This window comes from Actinophytocola gossypii (assembly GCF_025165815.1).
Classification (GTDB): Bacteria; Actinomycetota; Actinomycetes; order Mycobacteriales; family Pseudonocardiaceae; genus Actinophytocola; species Actinophytocola gossypii.
Genome location: NZ_JAFFZE010000015.1, coordinates 55,507 through 78,866, shown reverse-complemented (window position 1 = coordinate 78,866; position 23,360 = coordinate 55,507). Strand labels below are relative to the sequence as shown.

The following is a 23,360-nucleotide window of genomic DNA, read 5'->3' as shown; positions in this document are numbered from 1 at the left end:
GGGTGTCAGTCGGCGATGAGCGGCACCACGGGGCTCGCCTTCTTCGACAGCGGGATGTTGTAGCGCTGGGTCAGGTACGAGGCGATGTCGTGGAACAGCGGTGCCGCGGACCGGCCCTCGATCTCCCCGCCGGAGTAGTTCGGCCGGTCGATCATGATCCCGACGACGAACCGCGGGTCGTTCGCCGGCAGGATCCCGGCGAACGTGACCCAGTACAGCGAGTTGGAGTAGCTGCCGGTCTCCGGGTCGATCTGTTGGGCGGTCCCGGTCTTGCCGGAGATCTGGTACCCGGTCAGCGAGCCCGGCTCACCAGTGCCGTCGTTGAGTCCGTCGCCGTCCTGCACGACCGCGCGGAACATGTCGCGCACGGTCTTCGCGGTGTCCTCGCTGACCACTCGTACCGGCTTCGGGTCGGGCTCCGGGATCCGCTCGCCGTCGGGGGTGACGACGGCGTCGACGATCCGCGGCGGCACCCGCACCCCGCCGTTCGCGACCGCCTGGTACATGGCGGCCATCTGCAGCACGGTCATCGACATGCCCTGCCCGATCGGCAGGTTGCCGAAGGTGGAGCCGGACCACTGCCCGCGCGGCGGCACCCGGCCGGGGCTCTCGCCGGGCAGTCCGACGCCGGTGCGCTGGCCGAGACCGAGCTTCTCCAGCAGCGCGGAGAAGCGGTCCTTGCCGCACTCCTCGGCGAGCATCAGGGTGCCCACGTTGGACGACTTGGCGAAGATCCCGGTGGTGGTGAACGGCAGGGTGCCGTGGGGCCAGGCGTCGCTGATGGTGCGGTCGGCGACCTGGTGGGTGCCGGCGACCATGTGCACGTCCTGGGGTTCGGAGATGTCCTCCTGGATGGTGCACAGCGCGGTGACGACCTTGGCCACCGATCCCGGCTCGTAGGGCGTGGTGACCGCGGGGTTGCCCATCTCGCTGGTGTCCAGCGGGCCGGTCGGGTCGAAGCTCGTGTCGTTGGCGAGCGCGTACACCTCGCCGGTGTGCGAGTCCAGGACGACCGCGCTGCCACCCTCGGCCTCGGCCCGCTTCATGTAGTCGGCGAGCGCCTGCTGCAGGAAGTACTGCAGGTCGGAGTCGATGGTCAGCACGAGGTTCGAGCCGTCGACCGCGGGCTCGATCTCCCGGTCGCTGCCGGGGATGACGAGGGTGTCGCTGCCGCCGGTGGTGTCCTTGACCTCGCGGCCGGGCGTGCCGGACAGCACCTTGTCGCGCAGGGCCTCCAGGCCGGACAGGCCGTGCAGGTTGTGCTTGTCGACGTCCGGGTCGTCCATGCGCCAGTTGGCCACGCCGACGATGTTGGACGCCAGCGAGCGGCCGGGGTACTCGCGCATGGACCGGTACTCGTCGATGATCTCGGGGTACCGCTCCGTCAGGTCCCGGGCGGCCGCCGGCTCGACCTCGCCGACCAGGAAGACGTAGCTGGCGTCCTTGCGGAGTTTGGCGAGCAGCTCCTCCTCGGACACCCGATCGCCGACCACCTCGTGGATGGCGCGGGCGATCTCCTCGGTGCGCTGGTCGAAGTCGATCGGTTCGGCCGGGTTGTTCCTGGTGGCCTCCGCGTACTCCTCGCGCATCCGGTTCGGCTGGAAGGCGAGCATGCGGGCCTCGACGCTGAACGCGAGCTTGGTCCCGTCGCGGTCGAGGATGGCGCCGCGGACGGCGGGGATCTCGAACGTGGTGGTCCGCTGCTGCTCGGCCTTGGCGGCCAGTGCCTCGGCTTCGAAGCCCTGCACCTGGATCAGCTTGAGCCCGGCCGCGACGAGCGCGCCGACCAGCAGGAACCGCACGACGAGCACGCGGACGTGGTGGTTCCCGGTCGGCTTGCGCACGATCCGGCGCGGTCCGGTGGAGACGCGCCGGGCGGTGCCGGTGCTGTGCCGGGGTGCCGGCGCGCTCCGGCGGGCGCTGGCCGCGCCGGCTCGAGGGCCGCTCCTGGCGCCCCGCGGACGCGCCTCGGCGGCGGCTTCGGCGCGGGCCTTGCGGCGCAACGCCTCGCGCCACGGCGGCAGCGCGTCCCGGTCACTCCCGCGCCGGATCGGGCGGGGTGGGGGCGGGTCGGGGTAGGAGTCGTCGTCGTGCCAGGGGGCGCGCCGCGGCGGCGTGGGTCGGCCGGACCTCGGCGCGCCGGGGGTGCGGCGGCCGGGCAGCGCGGGCCAGCCCCGGTCGGGGCGGCGGCCGTCCGGTGGCTTGCCGGCGGGCGGCATCAGCCGTCACCTCCGGACGACTCCTCGCCGGCCCCGGTCTCCGGTGGCGGGGACGGCTTGGGCTTCGTGGCGCGGGTCGGTTCGCCGACGACGACGACCTTGCCGTTCGGCCGGACCACGAGCCGCGCCGGGTGGCCGGCGGGGACCATGCCCATCTCCTTGGCGCGCTCGGCGAGCGAGGAGGCGGACTCGGCGTTGGCGACCTCGCGCTGCAGCTGGGCGGCCCGCTCCTCCAACTGGTCGGCGGTCTGCTTGGCGTCCTCGAGGCGGTAGGAGTCGGCGATCGACTGGGTGGACAGCCACAGGGTGGCCGCCACGCCCACGGTGAGCAGCGCGATGATCAGGATGACGAACGACGCGCGCCCGGCGGCCCGCTCCTCGTCGTGCTCGAACGGCTCCGGGACCTGCCCCTTCCGGTGCGCGCGGCGGGCGAGTGCCTTGCGCGCGACCAGCGAGGTGGACCGCAAACGCTTGGCGGGCCGTGGCTCGGTGGCGGGGGTGGTCCTGGGGCGCGGCGGCGCCTCGACGGTCGCCGTGGCGGTGCGCGCGGGCCGCCGGCGCGGCTCGGTGCGGGTCGACGAGCCGGTGGTCGCCCGCCGGGTGCCCGGGGTGCGCTCGGTCGTGCGCGAGCGCGCGGTGCGGGTGCGACGCTCGGCGGTGTCGCGGGTGCGCTCGCGGGCCGCGTCGCGGGTCGCGTCGCGGGCGTGCTCGCGGGTCGCGTCGCGGGTGCGCTCGCGGGCCGTGTCGCGGGTCGTGGTCGTCCGGCGGGTGCGGCTCCGGGTGCGGTCGGTACGGTCGGTCCGCTCGCCGGAGCGGCGTGGCTCGCGGCGCCGGTCCAGGTCGCGGTCGGGCTCGGCGTCGGCGGTGCGGCGCCTGCGGCCGGTGCCGGTCGCGGCGCGCTCGGCGATCCGGGCGGCGGCGGCCTCCCGCTCGGCCCGGCGCCTGCCGGTCGCGGGCGTGGCGCGTTCGGCCGGCGCCGCGGCCTGGTCGGTCCCGGACTTGGTGGTGGAGTTCGCTCGTGCCGGTGCCGTCATGCCGCACCTCGCTCGACCAGCTCGTTCACGACGCCTCCCGAATCCGCTCCGCCGCGCGCAGCCGCACCGAGGCCGCCCGCGGGTTGTGCTCCTTCTCCTGCTCGTCCGCCTGTTCCGCGCCCCGGGTCAGCAGGCGCAGCCGCGGACCGTGGCCCGGCAGCTCGACCGGCAGCCCGGGTGGGGTCCGCGAGGCCGCCATCGTGGCGAACGACCGCTTCACCAGCCGGTCCTCCAGCGACTGGTAGGACTCCACGACGATCCGGCCGCCGTCCTTGAGCGCGGCGTACACCGCCGGCAGGGTGCGCTCCAGCGACCCGAGCTCGTCGTTGACCTCGATGCGCAGCGCCTGGAAGGTCCGCTTGGCCGGGTGGCCACCAGTGCGCCTGCTCGCCGCCGGAACCGCGTCGTACAGCAGCTCCACCAGCCGGGCGCTGGTGGTGAACGGCTCCTTCGCCCGCGCCGAGACGACCGCGTTGGCGATCCGGCGGGCGAACCGCTCCTCGCCGTAGTCGCGCAGCACCCTGGTCAGCTCGTCGGCGGTGTAGGTGTTGAGGATCTCGGCCGCGGTCCGCCCCGTCGTCGGGTCCATCCGCATGTCCAGCGGGGCGTCCTGGGCGTAGGCGAAGCCGCGGTCGGCGAGGTCGAGCTGCATCGAGGAGACGCCGAGGTCCATCAGCACCCCGTCGACCGATTCGGCCGGCTCGAACCCGAGCGCCGCCAGCTCGCGGGGCATCTCGTCGTAGCCGGCGTGCACCAGGTGCACCCGGTCGCCGTGGCGGGCCAGCCGCTCGCCGGAGCGGTCCAGCGCGTTGGGGTCGCGGTCGAAGCCGACCAGGGTGAGGCCGGGGTGGGCGGCGAGCAGCGCGTCGGCGTGTCCGCCGAGGCCGACCGTGGCGTCGACGAGCACGGCGGAGTCCCGCGACAGCGCCGGGCCGAGCAGTTCGAGCACCCGGTCCAGCAACACGGGTACGTGCGCGGCCATGCCTCACCCCCTTTCCCGCTCCGGGACGACGCCGCCGACCGTTGGGGGTGCCGCCAGGTCCCCGCCCGCTCGTCGAACCTGGCGCCGGGGAAGGTGCGCCAGGGCCGAAAGCGAGCGGACCGAGGCCTGGCGGCACCCGCGCCCGTCCGGAGGCCAGGACGACCGGGGTCAGAACACCCCGGGGAGGACCTCCTCAGCGGCCTGGGAGTAGCTGTCCTCGTGTTCGTCCAGGTAGGTCTGCCACGCTTGCGCGTCCCAGATCTCCAAGCGGGTGATCGCACCGATGACCACGCACTCCTTGGTGAGCCCGGCATAACGCCGCAGCTCCGGTGCGACCGCGATCCGCCCCTGACCGTCGGGACGCTGCTCGTCGGTGCCGGCGAACAGGTACCGCTGGTAGGCGCGAACCGCCTCGTTCGTCAGGGGCGCCGCGGCCACCTTGCGTGCCATCTCCTCGAACTCCGCCCTCGGGAACACATACAGGCAGTGGTCCTGGCCCTTCGTGACCATCAGCCCGCCCGCGAGCGCGTCTCGGAACTTGGCAGGCAGCGTGAGCCGCCCCTTGTCGTCCAACTTCGGGGTGTGCGTGCCGAGGAACACCGGCGACCCACCTCCCCACCGACCCTTGCGGGCCAGTCATGGAGCCCCCTTCCGCCCCACTTGCCGCCACCGTACCCCACTTTTCACCACAGTCAACGGCGAACGCGGCGTTTCGTTCGCCGACACGCCGACGTTTTCGCAGGTGACGGCCGTGGGGGAAAGGTGGGGGCCGGTGGTGGGCCTCCCCCGTCCGGGTAGCGTCCACGGCCGTTCGAGGCCGTCACGAGGGTCCGGAGAGCGCCCGCCGAGTGATCTTGGGCCGGTCCGGGTACACCCCGTGGGGCGATGTGGGGATTCCGCGGAGGTGGAACACGCGCGGCCCGGTGGGCGTACAGAATTGAGGGGAACCCCCGCCGGTCTCGCGCGTCCTGACCGGGGGTGGGGTACTTCTCGCAGGTTTGACACACTTCAGAGCAGGCTCTGCGCCGACGAAAGACCACAGGAGGCCGCGTGACGTCCAGCCCCCAGCCCTCGGCGCTGCCCGGCAACCCCTATGCCGCGCCGTCGGGCGACCCGTACGCGCAGCACGGGACGAACGGTTCGCACGGCTCCGCCGGACCGGCGGCCTCGCTCAACGAGCTGAACTCGATCGCCCAGCGGATCGCGGCGAACGTCGAGCGGGTCCTGGTCGGCAAGCCGGACGTGGTCCGCATCGCCCTGGTCACCCTGCTGGCCGAGGGCCACCTGCTGGTCGAGGACGTCCCCGGCGTCGGCAAGACCTCGCTGGCCAAGGCACTCGCCCGGTCGATCGACTGCACGGTCAGCCGGATCCAGTTCACCCCCGACCTGCTGCCCAGCGACGTCACCGGGGTGTCGATCTTCAACCGGCAGACCAACGAGTTCGAGTTCCGCCCCGGCCCGGTGTTCGCCAACATCGTGGTCGGCGACGAGATCAACCGCGCCTCCCCCAAGACCCAGTCCTCGTTGCTGGAGTGCATGGAGGAGGAGCAGGTCACCGTCGACGGCAACACGTTCCGGCTCGAGGCGCCGTTCATGGTGATCGCCACCCAGAACCCGATCGAGATGGAGGGCACCTACGCGCTGCCCGAGGCGCAGCGGGACCGGTTCACCGCGCGCGTGTCGATCGGCTACCCGGACCCGCAGGCCGAGCTGGCGATGGTCGACGAGCACGCCGGGCACAACCCGCTCGACGAGCTGCAGCCGGTGTCGCACGCGAGCCAGGTCAACAGCCTCATCGAGACCGTCCGCGCGATCAAGCTCAGCCCCGACATCCGCCGGTACTGCGTGGAGCTGGTGTCGACCACCCGGCGGTTACCCGAGATCCGGATCGGCGCGTCGCCCCGGTCGACACTGCACCTGGTACGCGCGGCCCGCGCGCAGGCCGCCCTGTCCGGGCGGGACTTCGTGGTGCCGGACGACGTGCACGCGGTCGCCGTGCCGGTGCTCGCCCACCGGCTCGTGCTGACCCCCGAGGCGCAGGCCGGCCGCCGCTCCACCGCCGAGCTGGTCCGCGGGCTCGTGCAGCGGGTGCCGGTGCCACAGGCACAGCCGCAGGACACGTACTGGGCCAGGAACCGGTAAGTCGATGGCGCGGCCGATACGCGGAGCGCTGGCCGGGCTGACCACGCGGGGCAGGTGCCTGCTGGCCGCCGGCCTGGCCGCCGCGCTGTGCTCGCTCATCCTCAACGAGCGGGACCTGTTGCGGGTCTCGGTGTTCATCGTCGCGCTGCCGCTGCTGGTGTGCTTCCTCACCGCCGTCGCACGGGTGGGGCTGCACGCCCAGCGGCAGATCACCCCGGTCCGGGTGCCGGTCGGCGGGCGGGCCGAGGTGTCGGTCCACGTGCACAGCACCGGCCGGCTGCCGACCGGTGGGCTGCTGGTGTCCGACGGGGTGCCGTACTCGCTCGGCGGCAAGCCCCGGTTCGTCATCGAGCACCTGCCCCGGCACACCGGCACCCGGCTGCGGTACGCGGTGTCGCCGATGCTGCGCGGCATCCAGCAGCTCGGCCCGCTGAAGGCCACCGTCACCGACCCGTTCGGGCTGGCCGAGTTCGAGCGGGAGCTGGCCGGCACCTCCCGGCTGGTCGTGGTGCCCAGGGTGGTGCCGCTGGTCGGTGTGCCCGGCGGCTCCGGCCTCGGCTCCGGCGACGACGGCTCGGTTCGGCTGGCCGCGGGCCAGGGCGACGACGACGCGATCGTGCGGCCCTACCGGCAGGGCGACGACCTGCGCAAGGTGCACTGGCGGTCCACCGCCAAGCGCGACGAGATGATGGTGCGGGTCGAGGAACGCCCCTGGCGCGGCGGCACCACGATCCTGCTCGACCACCGCGCCGCCGCGCACGGCGGCACCGGCGCCACGTCCTCGCTGGAGTGGGCGGTGTCCTTCGCCGCCAGCATCTGCCTGCACCTGCACCGGTACGGCCAGCGGATCCGCCTGGTCACCGAGACCGGCCGGCTGATCGTCAGCGACACCGGCGACGGCACCCACAACGACAACGCCGTCCTCGACGCGCTCGCGGCCCTGCAGCCCAGCCCGCAGCACCTGATGGACTGCCACACCGACCCTGCCCACGGCCAGGAGCTGATCGCGATCCTCGGTTCCACCACCCCCGACGCGCTCGGCCAGCTCATCACGCAGCGCGGCCGGGGCACCCGCAGCCTCGCCGTCCTGCTGGACACCACCGCCTGGGGCGGGGAGAGCACCGACCTCGACGGCGCGCGCCGGCTGCTGACCGGCACCGGCTGGGGCGTGACCGTCGCCGATCCCACCACGCCGATGCCCGCGACCTGGGCGACGTTGTGCCGCGGCCACGGCAGCCGCCCGATGACGGGAGTCGGCCAGTGACCAGACCGGCGACCGCGCCACCCCAGCGGGGAACGTCCGGCGAGCTCAGCTCCGCGCAGTGGTCGATGACCGTGACCCCGGTGGTCGCCGCGGTCACCACGCTCTGCGCGTCGCTCGCGCTCGCCGGGGTGATCGAGGGCCTGCGCTGGTGGGGTTACGCCGGCGTGGCGGTCAGCGTGGTCACCGCGGTCGGACTCGGCCTGCGCGCGGTGCGCACACCGATCCTGCTGGTCGGGCTCGCGCAGATGTTCGCCCTGCTGTGTCTGCTGGTGACCCTGTTCACCGACAGCGCGGTGTTCGGGCTGTTTCCCGGCCCGGACGCCTTCGCCGAGCTCGGCGAGGTGCTGCGGACGTCGGTGGAGGTCGTGCGCACGGGGGTGCCGCCGGTCGAGCCGTCGACGGCCGTGCTGTGCCTGGTGGTCATCGCGATCGGGCTGGTCGCGGTGCTGGTCGACACGCTCGCGGTGTCCGCCGGCACGCCGGCCGCGTGCGGGCTGGTGCTGCTGTGCGTGTACGCGGTCCCGGCCTCGCTCGCCGACGAGCTGCTGCCGTGGTGGGCGTTCGTGCTCGGTGCGATGTCGTTCGCCGCGCTGCTCGCCGTCGACGGCGCGCACCGGCACCAGCAGTGGCGGAACCGGCCCACCGTGCAGGGCACCGGCGGCGGGCTCGGCTCACCGGCCGCGCTGGTCTCCGGCGCGGTGGCGATCGCGCTGTTCGCCGGCGCGACGGTCACCGGGATCGGCACCGTCGGCCAGCTTCCCGGTAACGGCTCCGGCGGGCCGGGAGCGGGCGGGCTCGGCCTCAACCCGTTCACGTCGCTGCGCGGCATGCTGGACCGGGACGGCAACGTGGAGCTGTTCCGCGTGCACGACCTCGGCGACGAGCCGCGTTACCTGCGGGCGCTGACCCTCGCCGACTACGACGACAACGGCGGCTGGCGCGCCAGGGAGAACATGCCGCGCGGGGTGCCGGCCGACCAGCGGGTGCTGCCGCTGCCACCCGGCCAGAGCAACTTCGGGCCGGGCAACCCGGTCGAGATCACGATCGAGCCGGTCAACTCCGAGGACGTGTGGGCGCCGGTCGTCGGCACCCCGCGCCAGCTGCGCGACCTGCCGGAGGGCATGCGCTACGACCCCGGGACCGGCATCGTCTACGGCGAGCGCCGGCAGCGGCTGCCGACCTACGTCGAGGAGGCCGACCTCAGCCAGCCCTCGGCGGAGGCACTGCGCGGCGCCCGCGCCACGGACCCGGCCGAGATCGCGCCGATCTACACCCGCGCGGACGGCATCAACGAGCGGGTCGTGGCGCTCGCCGACGAGCTCACCTCGGGGCTGGCCAGCGTGTTCGACCAGGTGCACGCCATCCAGGACTACTTCGACCCGGTGAACGGCTTCACCTACGACACCCGGACCGCGAGCGGCAGCGACGAGGAGGCGCTGGTCGACTTCCTGTTCGAGAGCAAGATCGGGTTCTGCGAGCAGTACGCGTCGGCCATGGCGATCCTGCTGCGCGCGGCCGGCATCCCGTCCCGGGTGGCCATGGGCTACACCGCCGGCTACGACTCCGGCGACTACCGGACGATCACCACGCAGAACGCGCACGCCTGGGTCGAGGTGTTCTTCCCCGGGTCCGGCTGGGTGCAGTTCGACCCGACGCCGCTGGCCGACGGCACCAACTACACCCCGCCCTACTCCACGCAGAGCGACTCGCAGATCCCGGAGGACGACCCGGTCGACCGCGCGCCGGAGACCACCGACCCGAGCGTTCCCGCCGGTCCCACCCAGGCACCGGAGGACCAGGACCAGGTCGAGGCGGGCGGTGGCGGCAACGACCAGGGCGGGAACGACTCGCCGAACTGGACCTGGTGGACGATCGCCGCGCTGGTCGTCCTGTCGATCGTGGCCACCGGGTTCGCGGCGGCCCGCGGGCGGACCGGGCGTTCGCCGCTGCCCGCGCTGGCCGCCGCGAGCTGGGCGGTGACCGTGGTGTTCGCCGCCGGCGTGGTGGCGTGGTGGCTCGCTGTGCTGGTCGGGGTCCTGCTGCTGGCGGCTCTGCCGGGGCTCGGCCGGGAGCGCGTGCGGTCCCGGCGCCGGCACGAGGTGCACGCCAGCGGACCGGAGGCGGCGTCGTCGGCGTGGGCCGAGCTGATGGCCGAGTCCACCGACCGCGGTGTCGAGCCGGACAGCGCCGAGACGGTCCGGGCCGCCGCGCGCAGGCTCGCCAACCAGCACGAGCTCGACCAGGACGGCCGGCGCGCGCTGCGCACCGTGGTCGCCGAGGTGGAGCGCTCCTGGTACGGCGGGCAGGACAGGCCCGATCCCGCGCTCGCGACCGCGTTCGACCGCGTGGTCGAGGGTCTGCGGCGGACGAACCCGGTCGGCTGGCGGGCCCGCCTGCTTCCGCCGTCGATCATGCGTCGCCCGCAGCGGTGAGCCCAATGCCCTGAACGGCTCTCACGGGACGTCGACCGTCCGGAAAGAGTCGTTCAGGGCATTGGGGGCGAACCGGGCCTACGGCTCGTCTTCGAACCGCTTGCGGAAGCGGTCCTCCATGCGCTGCGAGAACGAGCTGCGGCGCGCCTTCGGCGTGCCTCCGCCGCCCTCAGCCGATTCCTCGGCACCCTCCTCGGCCTCGCCGCCACCATGTCGGATGGCGGAGAGCGTGAGCAGCGCACCGAAGAACATCACCAGGAAGCCGAGCAAACTGACTACCGGGACACCGCCAGGTTTCAGCGGCAGGATCACACCGAGAACCAGCAGTGCGACACCCAGTACGAACAGCGCGATGCCCTGCAGGCGCCGCCGTCGGGACGGCTTGCGCAGGCGCGCTCCGCGCACTGTGGATGCGAACTTGGGATCCTCGGCGTAGAGCGCACGCTCAATCTGGTCGAGCAGTCGCTGCTCGTGCTCGGAGAGTGGCATTCGTTCCTCCTCCGGCACAGCGGTCGCGAGCGCCGGGCGATCACGGTTCTTGGCCGCCGAACCCGGCGGGCGCCCCGCTCCGGGGGCGTCACCCCCCAGGATACGAGCCGCGAGCCTCCGCGACTACCCGATCCGGAATCATGGTCGTATGCGTCAGCGAAACCCGGCGAATCGCGAGTCTGCCACGACCCGGCTCGAACCCCTCGAGGCGGGGTGATGGAGCCGTCCCGCGCCCTGCGGCAGATCGCGTTCCTGCTCGAACGGTCCGGCGAGCCGACTCACAAGGTGCAGGCGTTCCGGCGGGCCGCCGCCGTGGTCGACGGCCTCGCCGAGGGTGAACTCGACACGCGGCTGCGGGCCGGCACGCTGACCGCGCTGCCCGGCATCGGCCGCACCACCGGCGCCGCGATCACCGAGGCCGCCCGCGGCGAGCAGCCCGCCTACCTGGCCAAGCTCCTGTCGGCGGGGATCGAGCCGGTGGCCGGCGGGGAGGCGATGCGCACCGAGCTGCGTGGGGACTGTCACACCCACTCCGACTGGTCCGACGGCGGCAGCCCGATCCGGGAGATGGCCGAGACGGCGATCATGCTCGGGCACGACTGGATGGTGCTGACCGACCACTCCCCTCGGCTCACGGTCGCCAACGGCCTGTCCGCCGAGCGGCTGGAGTCCCAGCTCGACGTGGTCGCGGAACTGAACGCCGAGCTGGCGCCGTTCCGGATCCTCACCGGGATCGAGGTGGACATCCTGCTCGACGGCGGGCTGGACCAGACCCCCGAGCTGCTGGACCGGCTGGACGTGGTGGTGGCGAGCGTGCACTCCAAGCTGCGGATGCCGGGCCGGGAGATGACCAGGCGGATGGTCGCCGCGATCGAGAACCCGCACGTCGACGTGCTCGGTCACTGCACCGGCCGGCGGGTGCGCGGGCGGCCGCGCCCGGAGTCCGAGTTCGACGCGGCGACGGTGTTCGCGGCGTGCCGGGACAACGGCGTGGCGGTGGAGATCAACTCCCGCCCGGACCGGCTGGACCCGCCGCGGCGGCTGCTCACCCAGGCGTTGGAGCTGGGCTGCGTGTTCGCGATCGACAGCGACGCCCACGCGCCGGGGCAGCTCGACTGGCTGCCCTACGGCTGCGAGCGCGCCGAGGAGTGCGAAGTACCACCCGAACGGGTGATAAACACCAAGACCGCCAACGAGCTGCTGGCGTGGTGCGCGTGAGGGCGGCGGACTCGCTCGCCGAGGGGGTCGCCGCGGTCGCGGCGGCGTCGGAGATCGTGGTGCTGTCCGGGGCGGGCGTGTCGACCGACTCCGGCATCCCGGACTTCCGCGGCCCCAACGGCCTGTGGACGCGCGATCCGGGCAGCGAGCGGCTGTCGTCGCTGCAGGCGTACGTGTCCGACCCGGAGGTGCGCCGGCAGTCGTGGCGGGCTCGGCTGACCCATCCGGTGTGGGACGCGGAGCCGAACGCGGGCCACCGGGCGCTGGTGGAGCTGGAGCGCGGTGGCCGGCTCGCGGCGATCCTGACCCAGAACATCGACGGACTGCACCAGAAGGCCGGCTCGGACCCGGAGCGCGTGGTCGAGCTGCACGGGTCGATGTTCGACACGGTGTGCCTGGCGTGCGGCGACCGGCGGCCGATGCGGGCGGCGCTCGCGCGGGTCGAGGCGGGTGAGCAGGATCCGCCGTGCGAGCTGTGCGGCGGCATCCTCAAGTCGGCGACGATCTCGTTCGGGCAGGCGCTGGACGTGGCGGTGCTGATGCGGGCCAAGGAGGCGGCGCAGACCTGCGACCTGATGCTCGTGGTGGGCAGCTCGCTGGCCGTCCAGCCGGCCGCCGGCCTGGTGGGGCTGGCCGCCCGCGCCGGGGCGACCGTGGTGATCTGCAACGCGGACGAGACCCCGTACGACCACCTGGCCGCCGTGGTGCTGCGCGACCCGCTGGGGTCCGTGCTGCCGGCGCTGGCGGCCTAGGGCACCGTGAGCCCGGCTTCGCGGAGGGCCTCCTCGACGCGCAGCCGCTCCACCTCGCGGGCCATGCCGTCCGGCAGCTCGGTCAACCGGTGCGGCACGTCGACCGCGGCGCACGCCTGGGCCAGCAGCGCGTCGTAGGCGTCCCTGGTGGCCCGGCGGCGGACGTTGGGAGTGCCGGGCGGGTACTCGGCGAGCGTGCGGTGGACGCGGTGCAGATCGGCGGTCAGCCGCTCGATCGGCGGGGCGGCGGTACGCGGAGCACGACGGCGCCGCACGAACGCGCCGACCGCGTCGACCGTCCTCGGCACCCGCAGCAACACCCAGAACAGCAGCGTCGGCGCGACCACCGCGGCGACGACCAGGAGTACGTTCGCCATCGGAATCCCGCCCATGCCGGACAATTCTAGTAGGCGGCGAGCTTGTCCGGGCGGTAGCGGACGGTGTCCTCGGACAGCCGGGTGACGATCTCGTGCACCACGTCGGCGAGCAGGGTGACCAGCGTGTCGTTCGCGAGCTCGCCGGGAGCGTGCGCGGTCACCCGGTCGGCCTCGAGCACCATGCCGCACCGCCGGTTCCGCTCGTCCAGCGGCAGCCACTCGGCGAGGTCGGCGAGGACCGCGCGGCGGAAGTTGTCGTCCGCCGAGCGCACCGCGAACATGATGTCCACCAGCCGGTACGCGCTCGGGTCCGGGCGGTCGAAGGTGACCGCGTGGTACTGGTCGGCCATCCACTCGTAGGCGACCACGGTCAACCGGGGCCAGGCCGCCGGCATGGTCACGCTCACCGACACCTCGCCGTCGCACTGGCTGGCCTCGCCGGGGCGGCCGTGCACGTCGACCGCGCGCACCCCGTCCGGCTCCGGGTCCGGCGCGCGCTGCACGGGCACCTCCTCCGGCGGCTCCCGCACCACCCAGACCGACTCCGGGATCAGCCGGTACAGCTCGGTGCCGAGGTCGTGCACGGTCGCCAGCTGGCGGGCGCTGCGCAGCTCCCCGTCGACCCACACGACCATCGCGGTGCCGTCCAGGCGGACGTTCACCCGCTCGCCGCCGGTCAGCACCCGCCGCGCTCGCGGCGTGAGCACGGCACGCACCAGCTCCGGGCTCTCGCACCACACCCGGTACGCCTCGTCGAACTCGGCGTCGTCCGCGGCGTCGGCGCACGCGTCGACCTGCAGCGGCGGCGCCACCTCGCCGGGCAGCTCGAGCACCAGCGCCACCCCGGAGCCGATGATCCGGCCGGGCTGGCCCCGGTACCAGCCGAAGTGGGTGATCAGCGACGGCCGCCCGGCGCACGACCCGACGAGCAGCGCCCGCTCGACCACCCCGTCACCTCGGTCGAACGGCGGCCCCTGCACGAACAGGTGCACTCGCCGGTCGCGGCGGTAGACGTAGCCGTTGTGCACCGCCCACCGCCCGGCGAGCGTGCGGGGGCGTCGCCGCAGCCGCCGCCGAACGAAGACGGCCGCGGCGAGGACCAGCACGAGCCCGCCGCCGACGCCGGCCATCATTTCCATCCGCACGCGACGCTCCTCGTCCAGGCGCCGGTACTCCCCGACGATGCCGATCATTCTCGCCAGTCCCCGGGCGGCTCCGCATCCGGTCGCGCGAAGAGGGCATCACTGCCGGTAGTGGGTTCGCTCGTCCGGATTACGGGCGAGCAGTGAGGCCGGACGCACGGCCGCACCGCCGAACTTCGCCCGGGCCTGGTCCGCCGCCTGGTCGGCGTCGCGCCAGCCACGTTCCGGCGCGTCGAGGAACAACTGCTGGGCGGCGTCCTCCCCCAGCTGCTCCACCCGCACCCCGATGAGCCGCACCGGCCCGGGCGGGGTCTGCTCGTCGAGCAGCCGGCACGCGGTCCGGTAGATCTCCTGCGTGACGTCCGTGGCCACCGAAAGTGTGCGCGATCGGGTGATCGTGGTGAAGTCGCCGAACCGGACCTTGATCGACACCGTGCGCCCGCGCAGCCCCCGGCGCCGCAACGCGGCCGCGGTGCGTTCGGACAGGTGCAGCAACTCCTGCCGCAACCCCTCCCGATCGGTGCGGTCGACCTCGAAGGTCTCCTCCGCGCCGACCGACTTGTCCACCGACTCCGGCTCGACCGTTCGGTCGTCGTGCCCGTTGGCGAGGGCGTGCAGGTGCTCGGCCGCGGCGTTGCCCAGCGTGCGGCGCAGCCGAGGCAGTGGAGTGGCGGCGACGTCCCCGACCCGGTGCAGGCCGACCTCGGCCATCCGCTCCGCCGTGCGCTTGCCGACACCCCACAGCGCCGACACCGGCAGCGGATGCAGGAAGGCCAACACCTCGTCCCCCGGCACCACGAGCATCCCGTCCGGCTTGCACAGCCCAGAAGCCAACTTCGCCACGAACTTCGTCGAGCCGATACCCACCGAACAGGTGATCCCGTGCTCGGCCGCGACCCGCGCCCGGATCCGCTCCGCGATCTGCCCCGATGTCAGGCGCAGCTGGCGCAGCGCGCCCGAGACGTCCAGGAAGGCCTCGTCGAGGCTGAGCGGCTCCACCAGCGGTGTGACGTCGCGGAAGATCGCCATGACGCCGGCGGAGACGTCCTGGTAGAGCGAGAAGGTCGGCGGAAGGAACACCGCCTTCGGACAGAGCCGTCGAGCGTGCGCGGTGGGCATGGCGGACCGGACACCAAAGGTGCGCGCGAGGTAGTTCGCCGAGCTGACCACCCCCCGGCCACCGGTGCCCCCGACCACCACGGGCCGGTCCCGCAACTCCGGCCGCTCCCTGATCTCCACCGAGGCGTAGAACGCGTCCATGTCGACGTGCAGGACGTGGCAGCCGGTGTCGTCCGGCCACCGACCGTCCCGCGCCTTGTACCGATCGACCAGGCCCCGCGGCAGGTCCCCACTACGCCCCATGCGGAAGAGCTAAGCAGACACCACCGACGGGGTTCATGGTTCGCTTCGCTCAGTCGCTGACTCGCCGGCTTCCCTCGTCGCGTGCTCGGCGCTGGCGCGCCTGCGCGCGCTCCTCAGTCCAGCCGGCGAACGCTCCTTCGCTCTCGCTCACGTGCGCGCTCCTCAGCCCACCCGAACGCGCCCTCGCCCCCGCTCACCTGCGCGCTCCTCAGCCCACCCGAACGCGCCCTCGCCCCCGCTCACCTGCGCGCTCCTCAGCCCACCCGAACGCGCCCTCGCCCCCGCTCACCTGCGCGCTCCTCAGCCCACCCGAACGCGCCCTCGCTCCCGCTCACGTGCGCGCTCCTCAGCCAGCCGGCGAACGCTCCCTCGCTCTCGCTCGCGTGGGCGCTGGGCGGCTGCTCACCAACCTGGTGCGCGGCGGGCGACGGCGTGCAGGCGGGTGGCGATGTCGCGCAGCGGCGACGTGCCGGCCAGGCGCAGTTCCAGGTCCGCCAGGGCCTCCGCGGCTCCGGAGTCCTGCTGCAGCGCCGACCCCGGCACCAGGTCCGACAGCACCGCCTGCCCCTGCAGCAGCTCCACCACCAGGCCGGCGTCGGCCAGCAACCTCGTCAGGCCGTCCGTGTCGAAGCGGCGCAGCAGCGGCTCGGCGGGCAGCCGACCGTTCGGATCCCCGGCGAGACGGCTCGCCTCCGCCAGGCGGCCGGCGACCGCGCGGTGCAGCAGCGCCGCGGTCCGGTTCGCCACCAGCACCGACACCGCGCCGTCCTCGGCCAGGGCGCCGACCATTCCGGCGACCGTGACCTTCGGGTCGTCGACCACCTCGAGCAGTCCGTGCGCCAGCACCAGGTCCGCGCCGCCCGCCTCGACCACCTGACCGAGCGCGTCGCTGTCGGCCTGGACCGCGGTGATCCGGTCGGCGACGCCGGCGTCCTCCGCGCGGCGGGACAGCGTCGCGAGCGCGTTCGGGTTCGGCTCGACGACCGTCACGGCGGCTCCGGCCGCGGCCAGCGGCACGGCGAGAACGCCGCTACCACCGCCGACGTCGAGCACGCGGGGCGGCTGCCCGCCCCGCCGGCGGCGCGCGGCGGCCAGCTCGGCGTCGATCGAGTGGCGAACAGCATCCGGTCGCATGGGGGTGAAGACTAGGCCCCGTAGGGTTGTCGCCGTGCAAACGGTGGCGGTGCTCAGCCTCAAGGGTGGTGTTGGCAAGACCACCATCGCGCTCGGCCTTGCCTCGGCGGCCCTGCGTCGCGGCGCGCGCACGCTGGTGGTCGACCTCGACCCGCAGTGCAACGCGACGGCGACGCTCGACCCCGACGACACCGACGCCACGCTCGCCGACGTGCTCGAGACCCCTCGGCCCGCGGTGCTGCGGGACGCGATCGCGCGCAGCGGCTGGGGCGAGGAGGTCGACGTGCTGGTCGGCTCGGAGAGCCTCGAACTGCTCAACGACCAGGACCCCGACCCGCGACGACTGGAGAAGCTGGCACGCGCGCTGACCGAGCTGGGGCCGCTGCTCGAGGACGGCGAGCTCCCGTACCAGCTGGTGCTGCTGGACTGCCCGCCCTCGCTCGGCAGGCTGACCCGCTCGGCACTGCACGCCGCGCACGGCGCCCTGCTGGTCACCGAGCCGACGCTGTTCGCGGTGTCCGGTGCGCAGCGGGCGTTCGAGGCGGTGGAGAAGGCGCGGGAGGAGCACAACCCGGTCCTCTCGCCGCTGGGCGTGGTGGTCAACCGGGTCCGGCCGCAGTCCTACGAGCACCAGTACCGGATCGCCGAGCTGCGCGAGCACTTCGGGCGGCTGGTGATGCCGGTGGCGCTGCCCGACCGGCTCGCGGTGCAGCAGGCGCAGGGTGCGTGCGTGCCGATCCACCAGTGGGGCACACCGGGTTCGCGCGAGGTGTCGCTGGCGCTGAACCTGTTGCTGGCCAGGGTGTTGCGCACCAGCGGCCGGGGTCGGCACCGCACCGCGAGCTGGCCGGAGTCCGACAGCGACCTCGACGGCGACCTCAACGGCGACCTCAACGGCGACCTCAACGGCGACCTCGACGCCGACAGCCAGTCCGACGAGAGCGACGGCGACAACGACACGAACGTGGTCGCCGACCGCTGAGCCGGCGCGCGGTCGGTCACCAGCAGATCAGCCGCTCGCAGGTCGTGGTGGTCGTCGTCGGGTCGGGATCGGCGGGCGGGGGTGGCTGGTCCCGCGTGGTGGTCGTGGTCGTGGTCTCGACCGGCGGCTCGTCCTCGGGCACGGTCGTCGTGGTGGTCGTTGTCGTGGTCGTCGTGGTCGTCGTCGTGGTGGTGGACTCCCGGCGCGAGGACGAGCCGGCGGACCTGGCCGACACGGTCGTGGTGACGGCGATCGCCCGGCCGCTCGATCCGGGCGCCGGCGGTACCGGTTCGACCGGGAGCCGGACGTCCGACAGCGGCACCGTCGTCTGCCCGGACAGCACTCCCGCGGTGAACAACGCGGCCGTCACGACGCCGACCACAGCGCCGAGCCCCAGCCGGCCGTGTTCACTTCGTAACGGAGAGTTCATTGACGCGGGAATCTACCACCCCCCATTCGGGTGATAGCGCCCCGCGACCTGACGCATTCCCGCCCCCGGCGTGAGGTTCCTCGCCGGAAAAGTCTTTGTCGCGAACCACCGGGAGGACGTAATCTCGCGGTACACGAGAGAGGAGGTGGTCCAACAGTGAATTGCTATAGGACTCGTGAGGTGGCTGTCCGCTAAGGACCACCCGACCGGACATGGTTTGGCCGGCTGCGCAACACGGCTGACACCGGTTTCCCCGGTGCCGTAGACGCGCGGTGTGGTCGGCGAATACCAGGCAGTCACCCGGCCCCCGGAGCTCTCAGGGACTTCGTCCGACCCTGAGCCCGCACCCTTGACGGAGTGCGGGAGTCGCCCGGGGGCCGTTTTACGTCTACCCCAGTTCCTCCAGTGCCTGTTCGGCCCGCTGCACGAGCCGCCACGCCTGGCCGGCGCGCTTCTCGGCGTCCTTGACCGACCGGCTCGCGGAGCCGACCCGCCGGCGTGCCTCCTTCTCGCGGTTCTCGGCCGCGTCGAGTTGCTCGTAGATCCGGCGGACCTCCTCGGTGGCCTCGTCGGCGGCGCGCTGCGCCTCGGCGAGGATGCGTTCCTCCTCGGTGCGGTCCGCCTCGGCCTCCTTCACCGCGGCCCGCGCCTCGTCCAGGTCCCGGCGCGCGGCCTCCTGCTTCTTCGCCCGCTCGGCCCGCTCGCGGTCGGACAGGTCCTTCTTCGGCTCCGTGCGCTTCGGCCGGGCGACCGGGGTCGGCGTGCCGGAGACCGACGGCCACGCCGCGACCGCGTCGGCGAGATCCTTGGCCGAGGTGAGCCGGCCGGCGAGCAGCACCCGCGCCACGTCGGGATCGGCGACGGCGGTGGTGAAGATCTCCTCGAGCTCGCGGGTGACCGACTCCGTCAGCGGCGACCCGTGCACCTCGGCGGCCCGCGCGACGAGCGTGGCGACGAGCTTGGTCCGTTTCTGGGAGAGGGCCTTCAGGTCGGCGCCGGCGAGGTTGGCGTGTGCCTCGCGCAGCGCGTCGCCGAGCTCGGCGACCTGGTCGAGGTCGGCGGACGGGTCGTGGGCGAGCTGGTTGGCGAGCCAGGCCGAGGTGGTGGGTTTGCCGAGCTTGTCGATCGCGGCGGCGAGGTCCCGGTCGCCCTGGGCGCGGGCCGCCTTGGCCAGCTCCTTGCGACGCGGGGTGAAGTCCTCGCGGGAGCCGGCGTAGAGCTCGGCGGCGGCGGTTTCCAGGTCGACGGTGTCCGGCACACCACCATCTTCGCAGTCGCGGGGCCGGTGGAACGATGGTCGGGTGGTCTACCAGCGTGTTCTGCGTCGTGCGTTGTTCCGCCTCGGTGACGGCGACCCGGAGGTCGCGCACGAGCGGACGCTCGCGGCGATGTCCCGGCTCGGTCCGCTGACCGGGGTCCTGCGTCCGTTCTACGGCCGGTCGAAGCCGGTGGAGGTGTTCGGCCTGCGGTTCCCCGGGCCGGTCGGGCTCGCGGCGGGGGTGGACAAGAACGGGGTGGCGCTACGCGCGTGGCCAGGGTTGGGGTTCGGCTTCGTCGAGGTCGGGACCGTGACGCGGCATCCGCAGCCGGGCAACCCGAGGCCGAGGCTGTACCGGTTGCCGGCGAGCGAGGCCGTGATCAACCGGATGGGCTTCAACAACGCGGGCGCGGCGGCGCTGGCCGAGCGGCTGCGGCGGTTGCGGGCGAGGCGCGTGCCGATCGGGGTGAGCATCGGGAAGTCGAAGGTCACCCCGGTCGAGGAGGCGGTGGAGGACTACCGGACGTCGCTGCGTGCCCTGTTCCCGTACGCCGACTACTTCGCGATCAACGTCAGCTCGCCGAACACGCCGGGCCTGCGCGGGTTGCAGGACCGGGCGGCGCTGTCCGCGCTACTCGCCGAGTTGAGAGGTGAGGCCGACACCCTGGCCGCCGGTGGCCGCCGGCCACCGCTGCTGGTCAAGATCGCCCCCGACCTGACGTTCGAGGCGATCGACGAGGTGCTGTCGGTGTGTGCGGAGCACGACGTGGCCGGACTCATCGCGACGAACACGACGTTGTCGCGGGAGGGCCTGGTGACCGAGGACCAGGCGGTCGGTGAGCAGCCGGGTGGCCTGTCGGGCCGTCCGCTGGCCGCGCGGGCCCTGGAGGTGGTCTCGCACGTGACGAAGCACGGCGACGGACGGCTGCCGGTGATCGGCGTCGGCGGTATCCACACGCCGACGGACGCGGCGAGGATGTTCGACGCGGGCGCGAGCCTGGTGCAGCTGTACACGGGCTTCATCTACCGCGGCCCGGCCCTGGTCCGCCGAATCAACCGCCTCCCCCGCTGACGCCGCCCAGGTGTGCTTGTGGCCGCCGTTTCCTGGTCTACGACTGGCCGGCCGCCTCGGACAGTTCGCGGAGGGCGACCGCCAGGCCGGCCAGGTGGTCCGTGGCGTCGGTGAGTTCCTGCTTGGGGCCAGGGGCCGAGTTCGCGGCCACCACCCGGCCAGCGGCGGCCACCAGGCTCCGGTAGCCGTCCAGGCCCTCGTCCAGCTGCTCGCGCAGGCGCGTCACGCCGTCCACCAGGGGGCCGCGTTCCAGCGGGGGCGCGTGGTCCCTCGCCAGCTCCACCGCCACCAGTTGGGCCGCCACCGCGCGTAACGCGGTCGCGGCCTCCGACGACGTCGCCTCGACGTGCGCCACCGACTCCACCGGGACCGACGTCGACGGCGCCGACAGCTGACCCAGTACCTGCGCCAGCGCGGTCTCGGCATCGGCCAGCCGCTGCATCGGCTCGCGGGCGGCCGAGCCCTTCGGGGGCAGCGCGGTCGACGGCGCGGCGGCCGGGAGGCCGGGCGGCGGGTGCTCGCGGTCGAACTCGCGTTGCGCCCGCTTGACCAGCACCGTCTTGCGCATGCCTCGGACGGCCATCGTGCCGGTGACCAGGGCGACCGCGATGCCGCTGGCGACCGTCATCGCCTCGTCGCCCTGAGCGATGGTGCTGGTGGCCGCGGCCACGATGAACACCATGCAGATCGCGGTGATCAGGGCCCACGCCGTCGCCCAGCGGGACGCCCACATCCGCCTGCGTTCCAGCTTGCGGCGCTGGCGCTCGATCCGGACGTTCTCGTCGCCCCGGTTCGCCAGCGCCTCCTGCACCTGCTGCCGCGCCTGCCGCACCTGCTGCGCGACCTCACCGTTGACGTACCGGTTCGCGAGCCGAGCGAGCTTGGCGATCTCCCGACCTTGCACGGTTCCGGCACCTCCTCGGGTGAGCTGACCAGCGGACCAGTGGAATCAGGAGCTCTGCGGGTTCGCCTTCTGCTCCTGCGCCACCCGCTGCGCGATCTCGGCCTCGATGTTCGCGGTCGGGTTGGACGCCGCCGCGCCGGACGTGCCGCTGGTGACCTGCCGCGCACCGCCCATCGACGCGCGGATCTGCTCGAGGCGCGACTGGCCGGCCAGCTCGGTGGTCGAGGCCTGGACCTCCATCATCCGGCCCTGCACCGAGTTGGACGCGAGCTCAGCGGAGCCGAGCGCGGTGGTGTACCGCTTCTCGATCTTGTCGCGGACCTCCTCCAGCGACGGCGTGTTGCCGGGCGCGGCCAGCTCGCTCATCTGGTTGAGGCTCTTGGAGACCTGCTCCTGCATCTTCGCCTGCTCGAGCTGGCTGAGCAGCTTCGTGCGCTCGGCGAGCTTGTTCTGCAGCATCATCGCGTTGCGCTCGACCGCCTGCTTGGCCTGCGTCGCGGCCTGCAGCGCCTGGTCGTGCAGCGTCTTGATGTCCTCGATGTCCTGCTCGGCGGTGACCAGCTGCGTCGCGAACGACTCCGCGGCCTGCTCGAACTGGGTGGCCTTGGCCTCGTCACCGTTGGCGCGGGCCTCGTCGGCCAGCACCAGCGCCTGGCGCGCGGAGGACTGCAGCTTCTCCACGTTGCCGAGCTGGCGGTTGAGCTTCATCTCCAGCTGGCGCTGGTTGCCGATCACGGCGGCCGCCTGCTGCGACAGCGCCTGGTGCTGCCGCTGGGCCTCCTCGATGGCCTGCTGGATCTGCACCTTCGGGTCGGCATGCTCGTCGATCTTCGACGAGAAGGCCGCCATGAGGTACTTCCAGAACTTCACGAACGGGTTGGCCATCTCCTCCGCCTGCCTTCTCCATGCTGGTCGCTTGTGGGTTCCATCGTGTCAGGTACGACGGCGTCCCCACCACCGGACCCGGCAGAAATCAGGAATCGATCAGGGTTAGCCCTGACTGCCGGAGCCGATCTCGGGGTCGGACATGTCGCGCACCTGGACCAGACCCTCCCTCAGGGCATCGAGCCTACCTGCGAGCCGGCCAGCCGCGGTGTCCTCCACGTGATCGGCGCGCGACGTGCCGCCGAGATCCGCGACCAGCTCGGTCAGCTCGTCACGCGCCAGTTCCAGTTCGGTGACCGTCGCCCGCATCCTCGCCAGCAGCGCCTCCCGGGCGTCCCGGCCGCGGGCGGCGGCGGCCAGGCGGGCGGTGACGGCCTCGTGCGAGCGGGCCAGGTCGGTGGCAGCGGGACGTCCGGACGCCTCGGCCTCGGCGAGCGCCACGCCGAGGGTGCGCAGCTCCTCCTCCAGGCTCGGCACCGGGATCCGGGCGAGCGCGTGGTCCAGTTCGGCCACCCGGCTCGCGGTCAGCCGCAGCTCGGCGACGACGTGCGCGGCGTCGGTGGAGATCCCGAGCGGGTCGGCGTGCTCCCCGAGCGTGTCGCCCAGCTCGCGCACCACCCGTTCGCCGCGCTCGGTCCACACGCGGGCGGGGCTGTCCAGGGCGGGGCGCGGGCCGTCGGCCGGCACGTCCTCGACGACCTGCCGGCGGGTGCTCCTGATCATCAGGGGCACGGTCACCAGCGCCGCGACGCCGATCACGACGAGGACGACGATGACAACGGTGGTGGGCACTGTCAGGCGGCGAACACCGCGCCCATCCGGTGCCCGCCGAGCGAGGTCTCCATACGGTGGCTCAGCACCGGCTGCATCCGCAGGTCGGCCAGGTTGTCGCCGATGACCGCCGGCACCAGCCGGCCGCCCTCGACACCGTCGACGGAGGCGCGGGCGCCCGCGTCGGCGGCGTGGTCCACGGTCTCGCGCTCGGGGGTCTCGGCCGCGTCGGGCATCGAGTCGACGGCGCCCATGTCGCTGGCGACGTGGTGCAGCAGCTGCGACAGCGGCAGCTCGAGCGCGTCGCAGATCGCGGCGAGCAGTTCGCTGGACGCCTCCTTGCGTCCCCGCTCGACCTCGGAGAGGTAGCCCAGGCTCACCCGGGCGGCCCGGGAGACCTCGCGCAGGGTGCGTCGCTGGTTCGTGCGGGCATGCCGGAGCCGATCACCGATCGCCTCGCGCAACAGCACGGTCATCGCGCGTGCCTCCCTTCATGGTCGAACACAGTGAC

General features: G+C 73.2%; 22 protein-coding genes. 7 read left to right on the top strand and 15 right to left on the bottom strand.

The window, feature by feature from the left end; genetic code table 11:
* Window positions 1–5: 5 nt before the first annotated feature.
* The 4 genes from JT362_RS19215 to mraZ all read right to left on the bottom strand — a co-directional run bounded on the left by JT362_RS19215 (window position 6) and on the right by mraZ (window position 4,835).
* Window positions 6–2,219 carry a peptidoglycan D,D-transpeptidase FtsI family protein gene (locus tag JT362_RS19215; protein WP_260192735.1) on the bottom strand — a complete coding sequence of 738 codons (2,214 nt, stop codon included), beginning with the start codon at window positions 2,217–2,219 and terminating at the stop codon, window positions 6–8.
* Window positions 2,219–3,253, bottom strand: a complete 1,035-nt coding sequence (gene ftsL / locus JT362_RS19210; protein ID WP_260192734.1) for a cell division protein FtsL — start codon at window positions 3,251–3,253, stop codon at window positions 2,219–2,221. The genes JT362_RS19215 and ftsL overlap by 1 nt, the downstream gene beginning before the upstream one ends.
* Before the next feature lie 25 nt (window positions 3,254–3,278).
* The gene (gene rsmH, locus JT362_RS19205; RefSeq protein WP_260192732.1) at window positions 3,279–4,235 is read right to left on the bottom strand and encodes a 16S rRNA (cytosine(1402)-N(4))-methyltransferase RsmH; all 957 of its coding nucleotides are present in this window, start codon (window positions 4,233–4,235) and stop codon (window positions 3,279–3,281) included.
* Between the two features lie 168 nt (window positions 4,236–4,403).
* Window positions 4,404–4,835 carry a division/cell wall cluster transcriptional repressor MraZ gene (gene mraZ, locus JT362_RS19200; RefSeq protein ID WP_260192729.1) on the bottom strand — a complete coding sequence of 144 codons (432 nt, stop codon included), beginning with the start codon at window positions 4,833–4,835 and terminating at the stop codon, window positions 4,404–4,406.
* Between the two features lie 450 nt (window positions 4,836–5,285).
* On the opposite strand from mraZ, the gene JT362_RS19195 reads away from it, so the two are divergent.
* The 3 genes from JT362_RS19195 to JT362_RS19185 are packed head-to-tail and all read left to right on the top strand — an operon-like array spanning window position 5,286 to window position 10,073.
* On the top strand, window positions 5,286–6,377 hold the full coding sequence (locus JT362_RS19195; RefSeq protein WP_375546527.1) for an AAA family ATPase: 1,092 nt from the start codon (window positions 5,286–5,288) through the stop codon (window positions 6,375–6,377).
* A gap of 16 nt (window positions 6,378–6,393) precedes the next feature.
* A complete protein-coding gene (locus JT362_RS19190; RefSeq protein WP_260193221.1) occupies window positions 6,394–7,641 on the top strand; it encodes a DUF58 domain-containing protein in 1,248 nt (415 codons plus the stop codon).
* Window positions 7,638–10,073, top strand: a complete 2,436-nt coding sequence (locus tag JT362_RS19185; protein ID WP_260192728.1) for a transglutaminase TgpA family protein — start codon at window positions 7,638–7,640, stop codon at window positions 10,071–10,073. The genes JT362_RS19190 and JT362_RS19185 overlap by 4 nt, the downstream gene beginning before the upstream one ends.
* A 78-nt stretch (window positions 10,074–10,151) precedes the next feature.
* Here JT362_RS19185 and JT362_RS19180 read toward each other — a convergent pair whose 3' ends face one another.
* The gene (locus JT362_RS19180; protein WP_260192726.1) at window positions 10,152–10,562 is read right to left on the bottom strand and encodes an SCO2097 family morphological protein; all 411 of its coding nucleotides are present in this window, start codon (window positions 10,560–10,562) and stop codon (window positions 10,152–10,154) included.
* 216 nt (window positions 10,563–10,778) lie between these two features.
* Here JT362_RS19180 and JT362_RS19175 point away from each other — a divergent pair, with 216 nt between their 5' ends.
* Window positions 10,779–11,780, top strand: coding sequence for a PHP domain-containing protein (locus JT362_RS19175; protein ID WP_260192725.1), 1,002 nt, complete (start codon window positions 10,779–10,781; stop codon window positions 11,778–11,780).
* Window positions 11,777–12,532, top strand: coding sequence for an SIR2 family NAD-dependent protein deacylase (locus JT362_RS19170; protein ID WP_260193219.1), 756 nt, complete (start codon window positions 11,777–11,779; stop codon window positions 12,530–12,532). Before JT362_RS19175 ends, JT362_RS19170 begins: the two co-directional genes overlap by 4 nt.
* Here JT362_RS19170 and JT362_RS19165 read toward each other — a convergent pair.
* The 4 genes from JT362_RS19165 to JT362_RS19150 form a co-directional block, all read right to left on the bottom strand.
* The gene (locus JT362_RS19165; RefSeq protein ID WP_375546526.1) at window positions 12,529–12,933 is read right to left on the bottom strand and encodes a hypothetical protein; all 405 of its coding nucleotides are present in this window, start codon (window positions 12,931–12,933) and stop codon (window positions 12,529–12,531) included. The genes JT362_RS19170 and JT362_RS19165 overlap by 4 nt on opposite strands.
* Window positions 12,934–12,935: 2 nt before the next feature.
* Entirely contained in the window at window positions 12,936–14,102 is a 1,167-nt protein-coding gene (locus JT362_RS19160; protein ID WP_260192723.1) for a hypothetical protein, read from the bottom strand.
* A gap of 48 nt (window positions 14,103–14,150) precedes the next feature.
* A complete protein-coding gene (locus tag JT362_RS19155) occupies window positions 14,151–15,413 on the bottom strand; it encodes a DNA polymerase IV (protein ID WP_260192722.1) in 1,263 nt (420 codons plus the stop codon).
* A 402-nt stretch (window positions 15,414–15,815) separates the two neighbouring features.
* A complete protein-coding gene (locus JT362_RS19150) occupies window positions 15,816–16,547 on the bottom strand; it encodes a methyltransferase domain-containing protein (protein ID WP_260192721.1) in 732 nt (243 codons plus the stop codon).
* A 34-nt stretch (window positions 16,548–16,581) separates the two neighbouring features.
* On the opposite strand from JT362_RS19150, the gene JT362_RS19145 reads away from it, so the two are divergent.
* Window positions 16,582–17,529 (top strand): ParA family protein, encoded by a 948-nt coding sequence (locus JT362_RS19145; protein ID WP_260192720.1) that lies wholly within the window; start codon window positions 16,582–16,584, stop codon window positions 17,527–17,529.
* 16 nt (window positions 17,530–17,545) lie between these two features.
* On the opposite strand, the gene JT362_RS19140 is transcribed toward JT362_RS19145, so the two are convergent.
* Both JT362_RS19140 and JT362_RS19135 read right to left on the bottom strand, forming a co-directional pair.
* Window positions 17,546–17,959 carry a hypothetical protein gene (locus tag JT362_RS19140; RefSeq protein ID WP_260192719.1) on the bottom strand — a complete coding sequence of 138 codons (414 nt, stop codon included), beginning with the start codon at window positions 17,957–17,959 and terminating at the stop codon, window positions 17,546–17,548.
* 388 nt (window positions 17,960–18,347) lie between these two features.
* Entirely contained in the window at window positions 18,348–19,217 is an 870-nt protein-coding gene (locus tag JT362_RS19135) for a coiled-coil domain-containing protein (protein ID WP_260192718.1), read from the bottom strand.
* Window positions 19,218–19,260: 43 nt separating this feature from the next.
* Between JT362_RS19135 and JT362_RS19130 the strand changes: the two genes are divergently transcribed.
* Window positions 19,261–20,289 (top strand): quinone-dependent dihydroorotate dehydrogenase, encoded by a 1,029-nt coding sequence (locus JT362_RS19130; RefSeq protein WP_260192717.1) that lies wholly within the window; start codon window positions 19,261–19,263, stop codon window positions 20,287–20,289.
* Window positions 20,290–20,326: 37 nt separating this feature from the next.
* On the opposite strand, the gene pspM is transcribed toward JT362_RS19130, so the two are convergent.
* From pspM to JT362_RS19110, 4 genes are all read right to left on the bottom strand, one after another.
* On the bottom strand, window positions 20,327–21,193 hold the full coding sequence (gene pspM, locus JT362_RS19125) for a phage shock envelope stress response protein PspM (RefSeq protein WP_260192716.1): 867 nt from the start codon (window positions 21,191–21,193) through the stop codon (window positions 20,327–20,329).
* 45 nt (window positions 21,194–21,238) lie between these two features.
* Window positions 21,239–22,078: a PspA/IM30 family protein gene (locus JT362_RS19120; RefSeq protein WP_260192715.1), complete on the bottom strand. Its 840-nt coding sequence runs from the start codon at window positions 22,076–22,078 to the stop codon at window positions 21,239–21,241.
* 105 nt (window positions 22,079–22,183) lie between these two features.
* The gene (locus JT362_RS19115) at window positions 22,184–22,870 is read right to left on the bottom strand and encodes a hypothetical protein (protein ID WP_260192713.1); all 687 of its coding nucleotides are present in this window, start codon (window positions 22,868–22,870) and stop codon (window positions 22,184–22,186) included.
* Window positions 22,871–22,872: 2 nt separating this feature from the next.
* Window positions 22,873–23,325: a helix-turn-helix domain-containing protein gene (locus tag JT362_RS19110; RefSeq protein WP_260192711.1), complete on the bottom strand. Its 453-nt coding sequence runs from the start codon at window positions 23,323–23,325 to the stop codon at window positions 22,873–22,875.
* Window positions 23,326–23,360 lie beyond the last annotated feature (35 nt).